The 16,086-nt window shown below is 71.9% G+C and carries 12 protein-coding genes and 1 riboswitch; of the genes, 3 read left to right on the forward strand and 9 right to left on the reverse strand.

Features of this window, described 5'->3' with window-relative positions; all coding sequences use genetic code 11:
* The 6 genes from C4U03_RS29845 to C4U03_RS29870 all read right to left on the reverse strand — a co-directional run.
* Positions 1-562, reverse strand: a 562-nt coding sequence (locus C4U03_RS29845; RefSeq protein WP_327373935.1) for a TCP-1/cpn60 chaperonin family protein, incomplete at its 3' end; no start/stop codon positions are given.
* Positions 563-1,188: 626 nt separating this feature from the next.
* Complete coding sequence (locus C4U03_RS29850) at positions 1,189-2,451, reverse strand: lipase family protein (RefSeq protein WP_103942475.1); 1,263 nt, start codon at positions 2,449-2,451, stop codon at positions 1,189-1,191.
* A gap of 408 nt (positions 2,452-2,859) precedes the next feature.
* Positions 2,860-3,060: a cold-shock protein gene (locus tag C4U03_RS29855; RefSeq protein WP_103942477.1), complete on the reverse strand. Its 201-nt coding sequence runs from the start codon at positions 3,058-3,060 to the stop codon at positions 2,860-2,862.
* 336 nt (positions 3,061-3,396) lie between these two features.
* Positions 3,397-3,675 carry a MoaD/ThiS family protein gene (locus C4U03_RS29860; RefSeq protein ID WP_103942479.1) on the reverse strand — a complete coding sequence of 93 codons (279 nt, stop codon included), beginning with the start codon at positions 3,673-3,675 and terminating at the stop codon, positions 3,397-3,399.
* A 276-nt stretch (positions 3,676-3,951) separates the two neighbouring features.
* Positions 3,952-5,193: a threonine synthase gene (gene thrC, locus C4U03_RS29865; protein WP_103942480.1), complete on the reverse strand. Its 1,242-nt coding sequence runs from the start codon at positions 5,191-5,193 to the stop codon at positions 3,952-3,954.
* A 15-nt stretch (positions 5,194-5,208) separates the two neighbouring features.
* Positions 5,209-5,350, reverse strand: a riboswitch (SAM riboswitch).
* Positions 5,351-5,481: 131 nt separating this feature from the next.
* Complete coding sequence (locus C4U03_RS29870) at positions 5,482-6,639, reverse strand: cation diffusion facilitator family transporter (RefSeq protein WP_103942482.1); 1,158 nt, start codon at positions 6,637-6,639, stop codon at positions 5,482-5,484.
* A 153-nt stretch (positions 6,640-6,792) separates the two neighbouring features.
* On the opposite strand from C4U03_RS29870, the gene C4U03_RS29875 reads away from it, so the two are divergent.
* Positions 6,793-8,277, forward strand: coding sequence for an alpha,alpha-trehalose-phosphate synthase (UDP-forming) (locus C4U03_RS29875; RefSeq protein ID WP_103942484.1), 1,485 nt, complete (start codon positions 6,793-6,795; stop codon positions 8,275-8,277).
* A gap of 98 nt (positions 8,278-8,375) precedes the next feature.
* Here the strand turns inward: C4U03_RS29875 and C4U03_RS29880 are convergent, their stop codons facing one another.
* The gene (locus C4U03_RS29880; RefSeq protein ID WP_235018239.1) at positions 8,376-9,398 is read right to left on the reverse strand and encodes a sulfotransferase family protein; all 1,023 of its coding nucleotides are present in this window, start codon (positions 9,396-9,398) and stop codon (positions 8,376-8,378) included.
* Between the two features lie 157 nt (positions 9,399-9,555).
* The gene (locus tag C4U03_RS29885) at positions 9,556-10,107 is read right to left on the reverse strand and encodes an RNA polymerase sigma factor (RefSeq protein WP_103942709.1); all 552 of its coding nucleotides are present in this window, start codon (positions 10,105-10,107) and stop codon (positions 9,556-9,558) included.
* 118 nt (positions 10,108-10,225) lie between these two features.
* Here C4U03_RS29885 and C4U03_RS29890 point away from each other — a divergent pair, with 118 nt between their 5' ends.
* Both C4U03_RS29890 and C4U03_RS29895 read left to right on the forward strand, forming a co-directional pair.
* Complete coding sequence (locus C4U03_RS29890) at positions 10,226-12,358, forward strand: serine/threonine-protein kinase (protein ID WP_103942487.1); 2,133 nt, start codon at positions 10,226-10,228, stop codon at positions 12,356-12,358.
* Between the two features lie 521 nt (positions 12,359-12,879).
* Positions 12,880-13,470, forward strand: a complete 591-nt coding sequence (locus tag C4U03_RS29895) for a PadR family transcriptional regulator (protein ID WP_103942489.1) — start codon at positions 12,880-12,882, stop codon at positions 13,468-13,470.
* A 275-nt stretch (positions 13,471-13,745) separates the two neighbouring features.
* Here C4U03_RS29895 and C4U03_RS29900 read toward each other — a convergent pair whose 3' ends face one another.
* Positions 13,746-15,956, reverse strand: coding sequence for a serine/threonine protein kinase (locus tag C4U03_RS29900; protein WP_160147136.1), 2,211 nt, complete (start codon positions 15,954-15,956; stop codon positions 13,746-13,748).
* Between the last annotated feature and the right edge of the window lie 130 nt (positions 15,957-16,086).

Here is a 16,086-nt window from a genome sequence, read left to right on the forward strand (position 1 = left end):
GCTCCAGCTCCAGCCCGAAGGTGTTGCTCTCCTCGACCGTGATGACGCCTTCCTTGCCGACCTTGTCCATCGCCTCGGCGATCATCTCACCGATCTGCACGTCCCCGGCCGAGATCGAAGCAGTGGAGGCGATCTGCTCCTTGGTCTCCACATCCTTGGCCAGCTTGGACAGCTCCTCGCTGACCCGCTCGACGGCGGCCTCGATGCCCCGCTTCAGCGACATCGGGTTGGCGCCGGCCGCCACGTTGCGCAGACCCTCCCGCACCAGCGCCTGCGCCAGCACGGTCGCCGTGGTCGTGCCGTCACCGGCCACATCATCGGTCTTCTTGGCGACCTCCTTGACCAGCTCGGCCCCGATCTTCTCCCACGGGTCCTCCAGCTCGATCTCCTTGGCGATGGACACACCATCGTTGGTGATCGTGGGAGCCCCCCACTTCTTCTCCAGCACGACATTGCGGCCCTTGGGACCAAGGGTCACCTTCACCGCATCGGCAAGCTGGTTCATCCCGCGCTCAAGACCCCGGCGGGCCTCTTCGTCGAACGCGATCATCTTTGCAGCCATAGGCTCCAGTCCTCCCGGAACAAGGTGGCTATCACGGATCGAGCCGACGCCCGCGACGGACGACCTACCCGACGGCGCCCTTCCGCCGTCGCGGTGAGGCCTCATCGCCCCGACCCCAGACTGTGGGATTGTCACTCTCCACAGCAGAGTGCCAACCGTTTTTTAGCACTCTACCCCGTCGAGTGCAAGCGACGAACCCCTGGGCCGGGAAGGCTTCTCCAACCTGCTCGAACGGCCGTCACCTGCGGAGATGTCGGCTTGAGGGGTGGCCTGCGCACGCCGGTGTGCTCCGCTGTCCGCCGCTATGGGCACTGAGCAGCGGAACAGCGGTGCGGGGCCGGACCGGGGTGTTCGGTGTGCTCCGTGGAGGGGCGCCGGGAGTCGCCGGCGCGGCATCGGTGCGCCGGTTCACGATCTCCCGGTCCCCTCGACGCGGTGAGCGCGGAGGCTCCATGGCACGGTCGCCGAGTGGCCGGCTCGGGTCACCACCTTGACCGCGGGGGCACCACAGTCAGGTCGCGGCGGCAGGCGAATGTGTCGTGGAGCGCACGGGCGCCTGGCCGGTGGGGGCGAGGAGTCCCCGTCGACGCGCTGCTCGGGGCAGACGCCTGTCCGTCGGTGGCGCGTCAGTCGCCGAACTCGTTGGGCACTCCGTGCGGGGTGAGGGCGTCGATGTACCGGGAGGGCACGTGGTCGTTGACCGAGTACGGGAGGGGCAGCGAGCGCAGCACCTGCACCTTGTCGAGCACGTACGACAGCGTTCCTATCTCCAGAGTGCCGAGAATGCTCAGGATCTGCCCCGCGGGGCTTTCCTGTTCCTTCCAGTCGCCCTTTCGGTTGTCGTACGTGTGCCCGAAGTACTTCGACAGGCCGAACACGCCGCGCCGCAGGTTCGGGATCTGATAACGGTACTCACGGCCGAAGTGCTGGAACGGGCCCGTGCTGAGCGGTGGCAGGTGCGGGACGATGTCGTTGTCGTATATGTAGCGGATCAGTTTCTCGCGGAGGAAGTCGTTCTTCGCGCAGGCCTCGGCGAAAGCGGGATCGCCGATCATCGGCTGGCCGAACGTGTAGGCGGCCCTGAGCAGGTCGGCAACGCCGTGCTGCCCGCCGAACTTGCGCTCGTGCTTGAGCATGACGGTCATCAGCGCGGCCATCGCGCCGCCGAGACTGTGCCCGGTGATGTACAGGACCTCCAGCCCGTCCTCCAGAGCGGGAGGGGCGGCGCCGTCGGTCTCACCGGGCAGCCGGGTGCGCACCGACTCGCCGTGTTGCGCCAGTTTCAGGGCCTGCATGACCTGGTAGCGCGTCGCCCGCACGTTCCGGTAGAAGCCGGCGTGCACGTGGGCCCGCCGGTCCCCGAAGTAGTAGCCCATCGGCTCCGCCGCGACGTCGGCGACGGTCAGCCAGTTGACGGGGCTCACCAGTTCGGTGCCCCGGTAGCACAGGATCGCGACCTTTCCGCTCCGGCTTTGGATCAGGAACGCCGTCGAGCAGATGAACATCGAGTCGACGAAGGAGGTGATCATGCGGCAGTGGTTGCTCTCCAGCCCCAGCCGCGCCATGATCATCGACAGGGTCTCCGAGTTCGAGTAGGAGTAGCCCGCGCAGGTGGCCAGCACGTGGGCGACCACGGGATCCGGATGCACCCTTGCCCGCAGGAGGTGCTCCTCCAGGTCCCGGTAGACGGGAAAGCCCGGGGTCTCGACGGGGCCGTAGGGCCGCAGTTCCCGGTAGGTCGGGCCCAGGGAATCGGGTGGCCACAGGCCGCCGGCTTCGAATTCGTCCCGGAGTCTTCGTTCCCAGTCCAGTACGGAGACGTCTCCGAGCCGGCCCGCCGGCCGTTGGTCCGACGTTTTCTCCGCGGCTCTTTCGGTCTTTTCCGCCATGATTCCCGCTTTCGTCACGTGTGACGGCCGATGAGGATCTCGGCCTTCCCGTGCCTGTCGGCGTACCCGGCAGGGCCTCGTTCCGAGATGCGCATTCGATCGCGTCGGCGCACTCACAGTGATAGGTCCCACGGGCCCCGTGCCCCAACCCCAAGCCCGCGCAAATTCCCTCAAATGGGGAAAGTCGGGGAATCGGGGCGGCCGGGGCGGCGGAGTCGTACGGCATGGTGGACGGCGTCACGTCCCGGGTGTGCGCCGGGTTCCACGGGTCACCGTCGCAGCGGGACGGAGGCCGGATCGCCGCGGCCTAGACGCCCGTACCTGGCACATCCGACACCGGGCGTGCCGATGTGATGCCCGCGGACCAAGAGCCGCGGGCGTCGCCCGAGGGCGGCGGGGTTGGCGAGGTCAGACGGCGCGGACGGACTCGGCCTGGGGACCTCGGTCGCTCTGGGCGATCTCGAACTCGACGCGCTGGCCCTGTTCGAGGCTGCGGTAGCCGTCCGCGAGGATCGCGGAGTAGTGCACGAAGACGTCCCTGCCGCCGTCGACCTCGATGAAGCCGTAGCCCTTCTCGGCGTTGAACCACTTGACGGTGCCTTGCGCCATGCCAACCCTGTCGCCGCGACCGCGGCCCCGCCGGGCCGCGGCATCGTTCGCCGATTCCGCCCCTGTCATCGCGGAATGCGTGGTCACCCCGGGGTGAACGGCATGACCCTACCGACGTGACAGCCGCAGTGGGCGCAAGTCGGACGGCCGGTTATGGCCACCGGACGCCCGGAGCCCCGCCGGTCGCGGCACGCCGCTGACGGCGGAGTCGGGGTCGTACCGGTCGCGGACGTGGCCCGTGGAGACGGCTCCGGCCCGCCCGGGTGACGGGCGGGCCGGAGCGGCGGTACCTCGGTGGCCGGTGCGGGGACGCCCGGCGGCCGGGCGTCCCTGGGGTCAGCCTCCGGCGACGGCGGGGATGATGGAGATCTGGGTACCCGCCGGGGTGGCGGTGTCCAGGCCGTCGGCGAAGCGGACGTCCTCGTCGCCGACGTAGACGTTGACGAAGCGGCGCAGCCTGCCGTCGTCGTCGAGGATGCGGGCGGCGATGCCGCTGTAGTTGGCGTCGAGGTCGGCGATGACCTCGCCGAGCGTGGCGCCGTCGGCCTTGACCTCCGACTCGCCGCCGGTGTAGGTGCGCAGGATCGTCGGGATGCGTACGGAAACCGTGCTCATGTGCGTCTTTCCACCTTGGGTCGAACGGCGTCCGCCGGGTCGGGCGACCGCGGCGGAGTAGGGCGGATCAGGGATCGTGCGGTCCGTTCCGGGATCGGGACCGTTCCCGGACGACCGCGGCGGCGCTCCAACGGAGCGGGGGTCGTCCGAGCGGCGTACCCGGCGGCCGGGGCGTCCCCCCGGCGTGCGGGCCGGACGGCCACGATGGCGCCCGGGTGGAGCGCGGACCGTCCGGTCCGCGCTCCGGGGCCCGGGGTCCGTTCCCGGGACAACGGGTCAGGCCAGGCCGGAGGCGCGGAAGTCCTCCAGCGAGGGGGCGATCTCGGCGGACGGCCGGGCCACCGGCGCCACCGCGTCGAGGGTCTTGAGCCCGTCGCCGGAGTTGATGATCACGGTCTCGGCGTCCGGGTCGAGCGCGCCGGAGGACACCAGCTTGCGCAGGCAGGCCACGGTGACGCCGCCGGCGGTCTCGCCGAAGATCCCCTCGGTGCCGGCCAGCAGCCGGATGCCCTCGACGACCTCGGCGTCGGTGACGTCCTCGACCGCGCCGCCGGTGCGCCGCACCACGTCCAGGACGTACGGGCCGTCGGCGGGGTTGCCGATGGCCAGCGACTTGGCGATGGTGTCCGGCTTGACCGGGCGGACCACCTCGTGGCCGGCCTTGAAGGCGGCGGCGACCGGGGAGCAGCCGGTGGCCTGGGCTCCGAAGACCCGGTACGGCTTGTCCTCGACCAGACCCAGCTTGATCAGCTCGCCGAACGCCTTGTCGATCTTGGTGAGCTGGGAGCCGGAGGCCACCGGGACCACGATCTGGTCGGGCAGCCGCCAGCCGAGCTGCTCGGCGATCTCGTAGCCGAGGGTCTTGGAGCCCTCGGCGTAGTAGGGCCGGACGTTGACGTTCACGAACGCCCAGTCGTCCTGCTCGCCGGCGATCTCCGAGGCCAGCCGGTTGACGTCGTCGTAGTTGCCGCGGACGGTGACGAACGTGCCGCCGTAGACGGCGGTGGTGACGATCTTCTGCTGTTCCAGGTTGGACGGTACGAAGACGGCGCTGCGGATACCGGCGCGGGCCGCGGCGGCGGCCACCGCGTTGGCCAGGTTGCCGGTGGACGGGCAGGCCAGCACCTTGAAGCCCAGTTCGCGGGCGGCGGCCAGGGCGACCGCGACCACCCGGTCCTTGAACGAGTGGGTGGGGTTGCCGCTGTCGTCCTTGACCCACAGCCGCTGCATGCCCAGCGACTCGGCGAGGTGGTCGGCGCGGACCAGGCGGGTGAAGCCCGGCTCGGTGTTGGGGGTGTCCTGAACGTTCGTCGGGACGGGCAGCAGGCCGCGGTATCGCCAGATGTTGCGGGGGCCGGCCTCGATGGAGGCGCGGGTGACCCCGGTGAAGTCGTAGGCGATCTCCAGCGGCCCGAAACACTGCTCGCAGGCGTAGCGCGGGCCGAGGTCGTAGGATTCACCACACTCGCGGCAGGTCAGGGACGTAGCGGGTCCAAGATCGGCAGCGTCAAGTGCCATGGAGCGAGGCCTCTCTCCTCATCTGTCCCGCGCCACCTTGGTCACGGGCCGGAGTTGGCACCCTGTCCCGGCCGGCCTCGCAGGTCGCGAGCGCGTCAGCACCGGGAGGGTTGCCGGGGTTTCGCAGGGCCGGTCCCTCCACCCCTCTGGATGAGCGATCTTCAGTTGTGACGTCTCCACCATGTGGTCACATAGCGTGACCACGATCTTACCAGAACGCCCGGATCTACCGGCCGTCGGCGGGTGCGATGGAGCCTTGTGCGTGACTTTACCCGATTTGACCGCATCTCAGACAGTCGTCTCATGAGCTGAGACACCTGGCGGACGAGCGGGATCGAGCTGGGTGGGGTCCAGGAAGACGTGCCGGATGATCGGCAGCCGGTCGCGCAGCCGGACGTCGATCTCGTCGGCGATGTCCTCGGCCTGGTCGGCGCTGATCTCGTCCCAGAAGGCGACCTTGGCGGCCACCAGCAGCTCGTCCGGGCCCAGGTACATGGTCAGCAGTTCCACCACCGAGCTGACCCCCGGGCTGTCGGCGATCTCCCGGTGGATGGTGCGCAGCGTCTCCCGGTCCACCGACTGGCCGATCAGCAGGTCCATGCTGCTGCGGCCCAGTGTGACGGCCACCACCACCAGCAGCAGCCCGATCAGGACGGAGGCCGCACCGTCCCACACTCCCGACCCGGTGATCTCCCGCAGCGTCAGGCCCGCCGCCGCCAGCGTCAGGCCGACGAGCGCCGCGCTGTCCTCCAGGACGGCCGCCTTGAGAGTGGTGTCGGGGGTCTTGCGCACGTGGTCCAGCGGCGGGCGGCTGCGGTCGGCCGCCTCCTTGCGCACCTGGTAGACGGCACGCGCCAGCGACAGTCCCTCGAACAGGAACGCGAAGGCCAGCACGACGAACGCAACGGTGGCCTCGCCGTGCTCCCCCGGCGAGATGATCTCGCGTACGCCCTCGTAAATGGAGTAGCCGCCGCCCGCCACGAAGATCCCGACCGCCGCGATCAGCGACCAGAAGTAGCGCTCCTTGCCGTACCCGAACGGGTGGCGGCGGTCGGCGGGCCGCTCGCTGCGGCGCAGCGAGGCCAGCAGGAAGAGCTGGTTGAGGGTGTCGGCCAGGGAGTGCGCGGCCTCGGCCAGCATCGCCGAGGAACCGGCGACCAGCCCCGCGACGAGCTTGGTGACCGCGATGGCGATGTTGGCCCCACCGGCGGCGAGCACGGTCTTGCGGGTCTCCCCGGAGCCGCCCCCGGGCGGATTCTCACCGCCCGGCGGGCTCCCGGTGTCCGGAGCCGCTTCGTCTTTGGCGGGCTTGGGGATTGGAGACGGGGTCTCCGGTGGTCTGTGGGGGTCCCCGGACGCCTCGTTCTGTGCTCCTCCGGCGTCCGGGGAAGGGGGTTCCGGCGCGCTGTCCTCCGGCGCCGCGTCGCCTTTGTCGGGCTGGCTCATGACCCGCTGGATACCCCTGAACGGCGGGCCAAACGTGGCCCGGGCGGGGGCGGCGTGACGCTCGCCACCCCGTCCGGGAAAGGCCGCAGGCGGGGGGCGCGGACATGACCCCGTCGCGGGGCGGGCTCACTGCGGCGTGTCAGACTGCCGGGCATGAGTGACTCCGAGGTTGGGGCCGCCGACCGGCAGGTGCTCGTCGCGTCGAACCGGGGCCCGGTGTCGTTCTCGCTGTCCGGCGACGGCGCGCTGTCGATGCGCCGCGGCGGCGGCGGCCTGGTCTCCGGCCTGGCCGGGGTGGCCGCCGCGGGCAGGCCCGGCGGCATGGGCGGCCCGGAGGTCGTCTGGGTGTGCGCCGCGCTGTCGGACGCCGACCGGATGGCGGCCCGGCAGGCCCCGGACGGGCGGCTCGACAAGGCCGGATACGACACCGGCGGCGCCAGCGTCCGGATGCTCGACATCCCGGCGGCGACGTTCCAGCGCGCCTACAACTCGGTGGCCAACTCGACGCTGTGGTTCGTCCACCACCTGCTCTACGACACCCCGAACACGCCGCACTTCGACGCACGCTCGCGCCGCGACTGGCAGTCGTACGAGGCCTACAACGCCGCGTTCGCCGACGCGCTGGCCCGGGACGCCGCGCCCGGCGCCAAGACCGCGATCCAGGACTACCACCTGTCACTGGCGCCCCGGATGCTGCGCGACCGCCGTCCCGACCTGAAGATCGTCCACTTCTCGCATACGCCGTGGGCGCCGCCGGAGTACTACCGGCTGCTGCCCGACGACATCGGCGCGCAGGTGCTGGAGGGCATCCTGGGCGCCGACCACGCGGGCTTCCTGACCGCGCGCTGGGCCGACGCGTTCCTGGACTGCTGCGAGGCCGTCCTGGGCGCCAGGGTCGACCGGGCGGCCCGCACGGTGGTCCACGACGGGCACGTGACGCGCGTCGGCGTCCACGGGCTCGGGGTGGACGGTGCCGAGCTGACGGCGCGCGCCCAGGAGCCGGACGTGGTGGCCCGCGCGCGGGCGCTGCGGGAGCAGGTGGGCGACCGCCAGCTGATCGTGCGGATCGACCGCACGGAGCTGTCCAAGAACATCGTGCGGGGACTGGCGGCCTACCGCGAGCTGCTGGTGAACCATCCGGAGTGGCACGGGCGCGTGGTGCACCTGGCCTTCGCCTACCCGTCGCGGCACGACCTGCCCGAGTACCGGGAGTACACAGCGGCGGTGCAGCGGATGGCGGCGCAGATCACCGACGAGTTCGGCACGCCGGAGTGGGAGCCGCTGATCCTCCAGGTCAACGACGACTACCCGCGCTCGCTGGCCGCCTACGGGATGGCGGACGTACTGCTGGTCAACCCGATCCGGGACGGCATGAACCTGGTGGCCAAGGAGGGCCCGGTGCTGTCGGAGCGCGGGTGCGCCCTGGTGCTGTCCCGGGAGGCGGGGGCCGCCGCCGAGCTCGGCGAGGACGCGCTGACCGTCAACCCCTATGACGTGTCGCAGACCGCCGAGACGCTGCACCAGGCCCTGCTGATGCCGGCCGCCGAACGGGCCGAGCGCTGCGCGCGGCTGACCGCCGCCGCGACGGCACTGCCACCGCAACGCTGGTTCGCCGACCAGCTCGCCGCCCTCGACTGAGCGGGCTCCGCCTGCGCGGCCGGTCGAACGGATCGGGCGGACGGGATGGGGGCGGGCCGTGGCCGGTCCCGGTCCTCCCGTCCGCCCGGGAGGGTGGGTCAGACGAGGGTGTGGGCGCTGCCCTCGTACTCGGGCAGTCCCAGGCGGCAGTCGACCGGGCCGGGCTCACAGTGGCGGACCAGCAGGTCCCGGAAGGCACGCTTGCGCTGGACGGACCTACGGTGGGCCGCCACCCGGGCGAGCCGGAGCCGGTGGGACGCCGAGGGGCGGTCGCTCCCGTCGACTTCGTAGCCGTAGGCGCGCAGCCGCGACCCCAGGGCGGCCTCGGCGAGCGCGATCTCCCAGGGCTCCAGCCGCTGGGTCCACGAGCCGACCCGGCCGGGGGTGACGGGGTCCTGCGTGCGGTCGTGCCAGCGCTTCTTCGGCGGCACGGTCAGCCGGGCGATCTCCTGCGGCTCGGTCATGGCCGGGTCGAAGTCCTCGCCGAGGAAGCCGCACAGCCCGGCCAGCTCGGCGGCCGGGTCGGCGACCAGCCGCTCGTACTGCAGCTCGTAGTAGGAGCCGGGGCCGAGCCGCCGGGCGTAGCGGCGCCCGTAGTCGATCGCCTCCCGCCACGCGCAGATCGCGTGGTAGGAGTCGAGCGTGTACCAGGGCATCTCCTTGAGGGAGGCCACGCAGTCGCGGCCGTCGCGGATCAGGTGCACGAACTGGGCGTCCGGCCACATCCGGCGCAGGACGTCCACATGCTTGAAGTAGCTCGGCCGCTTGTCGCCCCAGCGCGGCTTGCCGAAGCGGCGGGCGTAGGCGCGGAACACGGTGCCCAGCGCCGAGCCGAGGGTCGGCGGGGCGGCCACGATCTCCTCGACGACCTCGTCGGCGTCCAGGCCCAGGTCGTGGAACTTGGTCTCCTTGCGGCCGACGATCCACTCCGCCAGCGCCCGGCGGTTGTCGGCCAGGCTCAGGTCCCCAAAGCCGCGCCGGGAGGCGTACGCCGGCAGCAGGAACCGGGTTTCGGCGGGGATCGCGATCCGCGGGTGCGAGTGCAGCATCAGCTGCAGCAGCGTCGTCCCCGACCGCGGGCATCCGATGACGAAGATGGGCCGATCAGTTTGGGAAGGCATGCCGTTCATGCTGCGACAGAGCGTGACCATGGTGTCACTCTTCTACGCTCACGATGGCCGAGCCATTAACCAGTCTTGACCGGGAGCGGTGATTGGCCCGCCCTCCGGCGAGCCACGGACGGCGCCCGGCGGCTCCGGCGCTCCCCGCGGGAACGGGTCAGGTGTAGGACTCGCCGAGGGTCTGGCGGACCTGCTTGCGGGCCTCGTGGATGCGGGACTTGACCGTGCCCAGGGGCAGGCCCAGCTGCTCGGCGATCTCGGCGTACTCCAGCTGTGAGATATCCCGCAGGACCAGCGCCTGGATCAGGTCGGGCTTACGAGCCTCCAGGTTCTCCATCGCGTCCAGGATGTCCACTCGGGACCCGGCGATGACGCTGGTGCGGCGCGGGTCGGGGCGCTGCTGCGGCAGCTCGCCGGCCTGCTCGACGGAACGGCGCTTGAGCGAACGGTAAGTAGAACGTGCCGAGTTGGCCACCACGACGTGCAGCCAGGTGCTGAACCTGGAGCGGCCCTCGAAGCGGTGGATGTTGCGCGCCACCTGGAGCAACGCGTCCTGGCACGCCTCCTCGGCGTCCTGGCGGCAGGGCAGGAACCGGGCGCTGTGCCGCATCACGTCCGGTTCGATCCTGCGCAGCAGCTCGTTGAGCGCGTTCTGGTCACCCTGGGCGGCCTTGACGGCCAGTTCCTCGGTACGTTCGTCAAAAGCCATGGCCGCCTCTGTCTCCCTGCCGGTCGCGGGCTCCGGCCGCCTCGCGTCGTCGGTGCGGACCGTCGCCGCGCCTTGGCCGGTGTCCCCGCGCACCCCGTTTGTTGGGCATGATACGTGGGTGTCCATACCGTCTTCAGTCGGCCGTTACCGAATCGATCGCGTCCTGGGTGCCGGGGCGTTCGCCTCGGTGTGGCTGGGGCACGACGACGCGCTGGCCGCCCCCGTCGCGATCAAGGTGCTGTCCGGCAGCCTGCTGGACGATCTGGACGTGCGCAACCGGTTCCTGGAAGAGGCCCGTATGCTGCGCCGGGCCGACTCCGAACGGCTGGTCAGGGTGCACGACATCGGGGAGCTGCCGGACGGGCGGCCCTACTTCGTGATGTCGTACGCCGACCGCGGCACGCTGGCCGACCGGATGCGTGAGCGGCTGCTGCCGATCCCGCAGGCCCTGGCGCTGGCCGAGGAGACCGCACACGGGGTGCAGGTCATCAACCGGCTCGGCGTGATCCACCGCGATCTCAAGCCGTCCAACGTGCTGTTCCAGTCCACCCCGGACGGCGGCGAGAAACTGCTGATCGCCGACCTGGGGCTGGCCAAGGCCATCGCGCACGCCTCCGGGGCGTTCACCCTGCCGGTCGGGACCCCGGGCTACATGTCGCCCGAGCAGGCCCGCTTCGGCGGTGGCCTGGACGTGCGCGCCGATGTGTACGGGCTAGGCGCGCTCACCTACCACATGCTGACCGGCAAGGCCCCGGGGCCGGCGCCGGTGCGGACCCGGCCGAGCGAGCTACGCGAGGAGCTGACCCCCGAGTTCGACCGGGTGGTCCTGCGCGCCATGGAGGTCGACCGGGAGAACCGGTGGCCGACAGCGGAGGCGTTCGCCCAGGCGCTGGCGGCGCTGCGGGCGACGGTGGCGCCTTCCCCGGCCGCCTCCCCCGGCCAGGACGGACCGGCCGCCGGCCCGGAGGGACATGGGCGGTACGTGGCGCAGGGCCCCGGAACGCCTCCGGGTCCGCCGCAGGGCGCCCCCGTCCCGCCTGCCCGGCGCGACCGGGGCGAGCCGCCGGAGCCCGAGCCGGCGACCACTCCAGACGTCCATCCGGCGCGGGCGCGGAGGGATGCGGCCCAGGCGCGCCCGACCTCCGATGACGACCGCACCGCACAGGTGCCGATCCCGCCGAACGCCCCGGGCGGCCACCATCCGGCCGACCCCTTGCACACGGTTGTGGACGGCCCGCGGAGTGGCGGCCCGTTCCCCGCGTCCGGGCAGGCTCCGCCACCCGCCGACGACTCCGGCGAAGACCGCACGATCGCGATCCCACGGGACCAGTTCCCCGGGCGGCCGCAGGAGCGTCCGGGCCAGGCCGTCCCCGGCCCGGGGCCCGGCAGGCCGGGCGGTGATGGCGCCACAGCGCTCCTCCCGCTCCCCCAAGGGCCTGGTGGGCCGGCAGGGCCGTCCGGGCCGGGCGGCCAGGGCGCACCATTCGGCCCCGGTGGGCCGGGCGGACCTGGTGCTGCGAGCGGTCCGGACGTTCGGGGCCCGTTCCCCGGTCCCGGCGGACCGGGCAGGCCGGGTGGTCCGGGCGGGCCGGGTGGTCCGGGCGGACCGGGTGGACTTTCCGGGTTGGTCAACAGGGGGGGCAAGCGCCTGCTCCTGGTGGCGATCGGCGCCGGGATCCTGGTCGTCGCGCTGGTCGTCGGCCTGTCGCTGGGGCGGCTCGGCTCCGGTGGGTCGGACACTCCGCGGCCTCCCAAGCTCCCGCAGGACTTCGTGACGGTCAGCGACGCCTCCGGCAAGATCAGGGTCGCCGTGCCGAAGGCCTGGCCCAAGCTCGCCGCGCCGGCGACCTGGCAGCCCTCGACGGTGGGCCTGGCCGGAGATGCCCAGAACCGGCCGGTGCTGCGGGCCACCCCGGGCTCCCTCCAGCAGTTCCTGGACAGCAACGCCAAGACCCCCGGGGTCTTCGTCGGGCTGACCACCGACGTCGGCCAGGGCAAGCTGCCGCCGCCCCGGTTCTCGGCGCACGACCAGTGCACCAAGGGGCAGCCGGAGAACTACACCGCCCCGGACGGGAACCTCACCGGGACGATCACCCGCTACACCACCTGCCGCACCGGCACCCCGACGATCACCGAGGTCGGCCTCACCGACCGGACGGGAAAGTTCGGCGCCTGGATCCGGGTCAAGGAGATCGATGACCGCAAGGTCACCAACGACATCCTGAACAGCCTCAAACTGACCGCCCCCTGACCCGTTTCCCCGAAACCGGCCGTCCGAGACCCGGCCCACACGGTCCTCGTACCGCCGCATTCCCGCCCACGCAGACTCCCTGAGCCCCCTGCACCCCGCCAGCCCACCAGGGCAGCCTGCCACGTCCCACTAAACGGCCGCGTGGATCTCCCCGGCTCGCTTGCGCATCCGCGAGACGTCCAGCATGACTGCCTGAGCTGAGCCACGCAGGCGTCCCCGTCGCCCTGCGACCTGCTGGGTGCCTGTCGTGTCACATCGGGCGGCCGTGTGGGTTTCTCAAGCACGCTTGCGCGTCCGTGGGGTGGCCGGCGTGGTCGGCTCGTTCCAGGTCATGCGGGGTTCACGACTGCGTTGCGGCCGTCCGCGAGTTCCGGTCAGGGCGTCCGCAGGGTCGGGTCGGCAGGCTTTCGGAGACGTTAATTCATCACTCGGTGAATAACTGGTCACTGTGGATAGTTGCATCGCGAGCGTTACCGACATATCGTTAATACATCGCGACAGTACATTGAGAGGAGCTCACGATGCGTCGCATGTTCGATGACGGGATGCTCGGCGGTCCCGAGGGACGCCGCCGCCGGGACACCTTCGGCCCCTGGGGGCCGGCGTTCGGGCCCGGTCCGGGGGCGTGGAGCGGCCACCGCGGCCGGGGACGCGGGCACGGGCGCCGCACCAAGCGCGGCAATGTCCGGGCCGCGATGCTCGCGCTGCTGGCCGAACGGCCGATGCACGGGTACGAGATGATCCAGGAGCTGGAGAGCCGTACCGCGGGGGTCTGGCGGCCCAGCCCGGGGTCGGTCTACCCGACCCTGCAGATGCTGGAGGACGAGGGACTGGTCTCCAGCCAGGAGGAGGGCGGCAAGCGGCTGTTCTCGCTGACCGACACCGGCCGGGAGGAGGCCGGACGCCAGGCCGTACCGCCCTGGGAGGAGGTCACCGAGCAGGCCGGCGAGAGCGCGATGCACGCGCGCGAGGAGATCGGCCGGCTCATGGGGGCCATGCAGCAGGTGATGGTCGCCGGCAGCGAGGAGCAGCGGGCGCGGGCGCTGGACCTCATCGCCGACACCCGCCGCAAGCTCTACGGCATCCTCGCCGACGACCCCGCGGCCGAGTGATTCGGCCTGGCCGGACGGCCCGATGCCATGACCGGACGGCCCGGCGGGCTTCCCCACCTGCTGTCCGGGCCGGGCGCTGGGCCGTCGGCCGCATCCGGCCGGCGCCGTAGCCCGCTGCCACGGCCGGTCCAGGCGGTGCTCGCCGTTCCGGCACCGACTTCACAGGGCTCACGCGTCAGGTTGGAAACCTCGGTGGCCGAACGGCCCACAGCCCAGCGACCGGCGGCCCGATGGCACGGCGGCCGGACGGCTCCGTCCACCGTGCCGGAGGGGTGTCACCGCGGGAAGGGGACCTCCTTGACAAGGGTGTCCGTCATGTACGTCTGCTTCCAGACATAGAGCCTCAGGTCGCCGGGGCCCGGGTCGTCCGCCAAGGGAACGTCCACGGTCACTCTGACCACATAGGACGCGCCGGGGGCCATGTACCGGTCCCCGCCCGTCCCACCCGTCGGGGGGTCACCGGACAGCCGGGACATCACCTGCGGCTTGGCCGGAGGGGTGCACATGTCCTCAGGGACGCCGTTATGCCACATGCACAGCCCGCGTGACCGCTCGGGCAGCAGGTCGCGCTTGACGAACAGATCGACGGTGTAGAGGTCGAGCAGCACCGGCCTGTCCAGCGGGTTGCGGAGCACGTAGTCGGCGTGGACGTACAACGTCCCCGGCGACGTCGAGGACTGCGTGGCCGGCGCGGTGGCCTGGTCGACGCCGCGGCCGACCGCCGCCAGCCGGTACCGGTACCCGCCGGCGGTGGCGACCTCGACCGCCGGTCCGGTCCGCGGGACCTGGACCCGGCCGACCGGGTCGCCCACCGGCTGGACGGACGAACGCCCCAGGGCGAAGTCCGCGATCCCGCTCGTCCAGACGAAGATGGCCAGGCCGACCGCGGCGGAACCTGCCGCGATCCCGGCGATCAGGCTGTTGCTGCGCGCCGCCCGCCTGCGCGCGGCACCGCCGCCGGCCCGCCTCCGTCCGACCGCACGGCCCCGGATCCGAACCTCGATACCGCTGGTGTCGTGCGCCTTAGCCCCCTGAGCCACGTCGGCAACGGCCCTGGGAGCCAGCAGGGCCGAGTCGGCGACCGCCCCGGGGACCATCGAAGCCGAACCAGTCACAGACCCGGCAACCCCCAAAGCCGGATCAGCGACCGCTCCAGGGACCGGCGAGGCCGGATCGGTCACGGTCCCAGGGAACGCCGAAGCCGAACCGGTCACGGCCCCAGGGAGCCCCGAAGCCGAACCGGTCACAGGTTCGGGACCCGCCGAAGCCGGACGGGTCGCAGGCCCAGGGACCATCGGGACCGAACCTGTCACCGCCCCAGGAGCCATCGAGGCCGAACCAGTCACAGGCCCGAAGACCTCCAAAGCCGAACCGGTGACCGCCCCGAGAGCCGGCAAGGCCGGGTCGGTGACGGCTCCGGCGGTCCCCGGGATCGGGTCGGTCGCGGGTCCGGGGACCGTTGGAGCTGAGTCGGCGGCCGTGGGGGGCATCGGGGGCGCCGGTCGCACGGCCGACGGCTCGTGCGGCCGTCCCGCTTCGGTCGTTCCGGCGGCTTCGGTCGTTCCGGGCGTTCCGGTGGCTGCCGCCGGGCCTGCCACCGGGGTCATCTCCGGGGTGCCCCGTCGGGGTGTGCCGGGCCGACGAGGCGGTGCCGCCTGCAGGGGCTGTTCGGCGCGTTGCAGCCAGCCGGCGATGTCCGCCGACGACGGCCGCTGCCGCGGGTCCTTGGCCAGGCAGCGCAGGGCGATCTCCTGCAGGCGTCCGGCGAGCATGCCCAGGTCCGGCTGCTGCCGCAGCACGCGGGTCGCGGTGGCGGGGTCGGCGTCCAGGCCGAACGGGGGACGCCCGCAGGACGCGAAGACCATCGTGGCCGCCCAGGCGAACACGTCGGCCGCGGCGGTCGCGTCCCCGCCGGAAAGCTGCTCGGGAGCCTGGAACGCGGGCCTGCCGGCCGTCTCCTCGTCCCCCATCAGGCCGTGAACGGCGAAGTCGACGACCCGAGGGCCGTCGGCTCCCAGCACGACCGCCGCCGGCCTGAAATCCCCGTGCACCAGCCCCGCCCGGTGGACGGCGGCCAAGCCCTGGATCGTCCCGGCCGCCAGCAGGTGGAGCGCGGACCCGATGCGGGGGCCATGCCGTTCGACCACCTGTGCCAGGGACGGCCCGGCGACATATTCGCTGACGATGTAGGGAACGTCGGCGTCGACATCGGCGGCCAGCACCCGCGCCGTCCACGACGAAGCGACCTGCCGCGCGGCGGCGACCTCACGGACGGCGGCCCGCCGGACGGTCACGGCCTGCCGGACCCCCGTACCGGCTTCGCCCGCCGGTGGACCGGGGAGCATCGCGCGGATCACCACCGCCGCACCGGACGGTGTCTCTCCCAGGTAGACGACGCCCCGTTCACCGGCCCCGAGGCGTCCCGTCAGGCGGAACGCCCCCAGCAGCCGGGGATCTCCGAGCCTCAGCGGCTCCACCTCGCGCATGGTTCGCTCTCCGCTTCGGTCCGCTCCGGTCCACGGTCCGCCCCAGTTTGTCGCAATTGGCCAGACATGGAAGACATGACCGGCACAAAACGGCGGCGTGAATGGCCTCACTGGACCACAAAATGCGAAT

This window comes from Thermomonospora echinospora (assembly GCF_900108175.1).
Lineage (GTDB): Bacteria > Actinomycetota > Actinomycetes > Streptosporangiales > Streptosporangiaceae > Thermomonospora > Thermomonospora echinospora.